This is a genomic window from Streptomyces sp. NPDC059456, from assembly GCF_042750055.1.
Classification (GTDB): domain Bacteria; phylum Actinomycetota; class Actinomycetes; order Streptomycetales; family Streptomycetaceae; genus Streptomyces.
Genome location: NZ_JBHYVA010000361.1, coordinates 4,222 through 8,395, shown reverse-complemented (window position 1 = coordinate 8,395; position 4,174 = coordinate 4,222). Strand labels below are relative to the sequence as shown.

General features: G+C 72.9%; 4 protein-coding genes. 1 reads left to right on the top strand and 3 read right to left on the bottom strand.

Annotated elements, in window-relative coordinates; all coding sequences use genetic code 11:
• The first annotated feature begins 163 nt into the window (after window positions 1–163).
• Window positions 164–811 (top strand): histidine phosphatase family protein, encoded by a 648-nt coding sequence (locus ACFXA3_RS26730; protein WP_385190858.1) that lies wholly within the window; start codon window positions 164–166, stop codon window positions 809–811.
• 50 nt (window positions 812–861) lie between these two features.
• Here the strand turns inward: ACFXA3_RS26730 and ACFXA3_RS26725 are convergent, their stop codons facing one another.
• From ACFXA3_RS26725 to ACFXA3_RS26715, 3 genes are all read right to left on the bottom strand, one after another.
• Window positions 862–2,163 (bottom strand): cysteate synthase, encoded by a 1,302-nt coding sequence (locus tag ACFXA3_RS26725; RefSeq protein WP_385190857.1) that lies wholly within the window; start codon window positions 2,161–2,163, stop codon window positions 862–864.
• Between the two features lie 203 nt (window positions 2,164–2,366).
• On the bottom strand, window positions 2,367–3,500 hold the full coding sequence (locus tag ACFXA3_RS26720) for an alpha-hydroxy acid oxidase (RefSeq protein WP_385190855.1): 1,134 nt from the start codon (window positions 3,498–3,500) through the stop codon (window positions 2,367–2,369).
• Window positions 3,497–4,174 (bottom strand): VOC family protein (locus ACFXA3_RS26715; protein ID WP_385190853.1); only part of this gene is annotated, 678 nt, incomplete at its 5' end. The genes ACFXA3_RS26720 and ACFXA3_RS26715, both read right to left, overlap by 4 nt.

The window sequence follows — 4,174 nt, the reverse complement described above, 5'->3', positions numbered from 1 at the left end:
TCACTGGTGCGCCGTTTCGGCGGTGCGTGGGGGGGGTCGGCCCGCCGGGGCGGGGGGGCCCCCGCCCCCCCCGGGGCGGCTGGGTTCTTGGGGGGGGGCCGCCCCCCCCGGCGGGTTGCCCGGTGACCCGCCGCTCCCCACGTACGACAGACTTCGAGGAATCATGGTTGCCGCAAGCTCGCGGGGCCGCAGGATCGTCCTGTGGCGTCACGGTCAGACCGCCTGGAACCGGGAACAGCGTTTCCAGGGGACCACCGACATCGAACTGAACGCCGAGGGCGTGGCGCAGGCGCGGAGCGCCGCACGGGTGCTGGCGGCCTTCGCCCCCGATGCCGTCATCACCTCCGATCTGAGACGGGCCGCCGCCACGGCGCGCTGCCTGTCCGCGCTGACGCACCGGACGGCCATCCCCGAGGAGGGGCTCCGCGAGGCGTACACCGGCCGCTGGCAGGGGCTCACCCACGACGAGATCGTGGCCGGGTACGGCGAGGAGTACGAGGCCTGGAAAAGGGGCGAGCCCGTTCGCCGCGGGGGAGGCGAGCTGGACGTCGAAGTGGCCGAGCGGGCGACCGCCGTCGTGGAACGCCATGCCGCGCGGCTCCCGGACGGCGGGACGCTGGTCGTCGTGAGCCACGGCGGCACCATCCGGGCGACGGCCGGCCGCGTCCTCGGCATGGATCCCGCGGACTGGATGTCGCTGGCCGGCCTGTCGAACTGTCGCTGGCACGTGCTGAGCGAGGAGCCTTCGGGCTGGCTGCTGTCGGTGCGCAACGCCGGGGCTCCGCAGGAGACGGAGTTCGCGGAGGGCTGACGGCGGGGCCGCGCGTCCGCCGGACGTCCCCCCGCGGCCCTGCCTCCGGCCTATCGGATCCGGTCGGGGAACAGCCCGGCGATCCGCGCCACGAGGTCTTCGACCGCACCGTCCTGCAGATCGGCCACCAGGGCCGGCTCCGCGTCGTACAGGGGATGGTCCTGCGCGAGCCTTGCCCGGCCCCCGCCCGTGATGTTGAGGAGGACGTGCTCCTCCTCGGGGACGCTGCCGTCGAGGACCGCTGTGCGGAGCCCGGCGAGCGCCACCGCGGAGGCCGGTTCGATGTCGATGGACTCGGCCTTCCCGAAGACGTCCCTCTCGTACTCCGCCGCTTCCTGCTCGACGGTCAGTACGTCGCCGGAGCTCTCGGTGAGTACGTCGTAGACGCCGCAGCGGACGGTGTACGGGGGGAAGCGGTTGGTCAGCTCGTCCGCGAAGACGGTGCGCGTCGCGGCCCGCGCGTCGTCGGCGCCGCAGGGGGCGAGCTGGCGCGTACCGGACTTCCAGGAATCGGCGAGCGGAGCGAACGAGGCGTTCTGGCAGAGCAGGAGCCGCGGCAGGTCCGTGCCGTAGCGTCCGGTGCCGAGGAGTCTGGTCGCCGCCTCGTGGACGGCGATGGCGCCGGCTCCGCTGCCGACGGCCTGGACGTAGACGCCGGGCATCCTGCCCATGGCCTCCACGCCCGCGTACAGGACCGTCGCGAGTCCGTCGCGCCGGCCGATGTTGCGTACTCCTCCCTCGGCCTGGAAGCCGGGGAGCGCGGCCACCGACTCTGCGAGGGCGATCGCGTCGGAGTAGTCGGCGCCGTCCAGCACCACGAGCCGCACCGCCGGGTCCAGCGGTGCCCGGAACCTCATCCTGTCCAGGCCGCGGCGGGGCACGATCAGAAGGCACGGTCGCCGGTGGCGGGAGCAGATCGAGGCGAAGGCCGCGGCGGTGTTGCCGGCGGAGGCCACGACGAGCACCGGCGGTTCCGAGGGCAGGCGCCCCAGGACCGCGTATGCCTCCAGCTCCTTGAACGTCGCCGTTTCGAGGAACGCCCCGCGCTCCGGCCAGTACCCGTTGAAGGCGATCCAGAGGTTGGGCAGGCCGAGCTGGGCGCAGAGTTCCTCGCTCTGGAACACGGCCGTGCGGGCCGCCGTCGGGAACGTCCTGGTGACCGGGAGCCAGTCCCGGTAGCGGAACAGCCCCTCGGTGTCGGGCTGCGGCGCGAATTCCTTCACCGCGTAGTCGGACCGCAGCAGCGCCGGTCCGTGATCGCGGCCGCACGACAGTGTCATGCCGTCGTCCTGACCGCGCTGTCCGCACAGCGGACAGAAGACCGTGTAGTGGCGGCTCACCCTTTTCTCCATTCCCGTATTTCCTTCCTGAGGGTCAGCACCGGCACGTCGTCCGCAGGCGCACCGGTCCCGTGATCCGTCGCGACGGCCGCCGCGGGCGCCGGGCCCGCCCGGCGGCCGGCACGCAGGTGGCACGTGCCGGCCGCCGTCACCCGGCCGCCGGGGCAGCCGGGGCAGCCGGGGCAGCCGGGCAGCCGGGCAGCCGGGCAGCCGGGCTAGGCTCCCGTCACGGTCCGGATCTCCCGGGCGGCCCGCACTCCGTCGCATCCCGCGAGGCCGAGGGCGTCGCGCAGTTCCTCCGCCAGCAGGTCCAGGACTCGGCCGACGCCCCGTTCTCCCGCCGCGGCGAGCCCCCACAGCACCGGGCGGCCCAGGAGAACGCCGTCGGCTCCCAGTGCGAGGGCCCGCAGTACGTCCGTTCCGCTGCGGATCCCGCTGTCCAGCAGCACCCGGCAGTCGCCGCCGACCTCCACGACGACCTCCGCGAGGACGTCGACGCCGGCGACCGCGCCGTCGAGCTGCCGGCCGCCGTGGTTGGACACGACGATGCCGTCCGCCCCGACCTCGACGGCGCGTCTCGCGTCCTGGGGAGCCAGCACCCCTTTGAGGATGATCGGCAGCGTCGTTCGGCGCCGCAGTTCCTCGATGTCCGACCAGGTCAGGGAGGGGCTGAAGGCTGATCCGGTGTGCGAGGCGACCGCGGATCCGGAGGCCGGTGCCCGATGGGCCTCGGATCCCGATCCCCACGTCAGATTGGCGGCCTCCACCCCGGGGGGCAGGGTGAACCGGTTGCGGACGTCCCGTAGTCGACGTCCCATCCAGGGCACGTCGACGGTCGGCATCAGCGCCGCGCACCCCGCGGCCTCCGCGCGTTCGACCAGCTCGAAGGTCTTCTTCCGGTCGCGCAACCAGTACAACTGGAACCACACGGTGCCGCCGACGGCGGTGATCTCCTCGATCGTGCAGCTGCTCAGGGTGCCGGCGGTGAAGGGCACCCCCGCCGCCTTGGCCGCCCGCGCGCCCGCCAGCTCGCCTTCCGGGTGGACGAGCTTGTGGTAGGCGATGGGGGCGACGGCCACCGGCATGGCGTGCTGCACGCCGAACAGTGACGTCTGCGTGTCGCAGTGCGCCACGTCCCGCAGGACGCGCGGCACGAGGGCGATCCGCCGCAGTGCCGCACGGTTGGCGGCCAGCGTGACCTCGCCGCCACTGCCGCCGGAGACGAAGTCCCACACGTCCGCGGGCAGGACCTCGCGTGCCGCCCGTTCGACGTCCTCCAGGCAGTGCGCGTCCCGCTCGACGTCCCACGACCCGGTGGCCGGCGCGGTGGCCGGCGCGGTGCGGCTCACAGGGCGCTGCTCTGATTCACGAGGCGCTCCATCTCCACCGCCTCGTACAGGGCCTTGATGTTGGAACTGCCGAAGGTCTCCGCGCCGCACCGCTCGATCACCTCGAAGAAGAGGGTGCGCCTCGGGTGGGTGGAGCGCGCGAATATCTGGAACAACTGTCCGGCGTGGTCCTCGTCGACGAGGACGTTCAGCTCGTGCAGGCTCTCCAGGGAGTGCTTGCTCAGGGAGATGCGCTGCTTGAGGAGGCTGTAGTACGTGTCCGGGGTGCTCAGGAACTCCACCCCGCGGCCGGCCAGCGCCCCGACGGAGCGCACCACGTCGTCCGCGGCGAAAGCCACGTGCTGCACGCCCGACCCGACGTGGTTCTTGAGGAACTCGTCGATCTGACCGGGGTCCGCCTCGGGATCGGGCTGGAGGATCGTGAAGGTCACCTGGCCCGACTTGCTCTGCACCACCTTGGACAGCATCGCCTGGGTGCCGACGACGATCCGTTCCGCGAAGATCTCGTCGAACCCGAACGACCTCTCGTACAGCTCCACCATCGCGTCCAGCTCACCGACGCTCGCGCACACGGCGAAGTGGTCGATCTCCAGGAGGCGCAACCCGTCCGCGGCCACGGGTGGCGGGGGGGAGCCCGGGGGCCGGGGGGGGGGGGCCCCCCGCGGGCGCTCGGG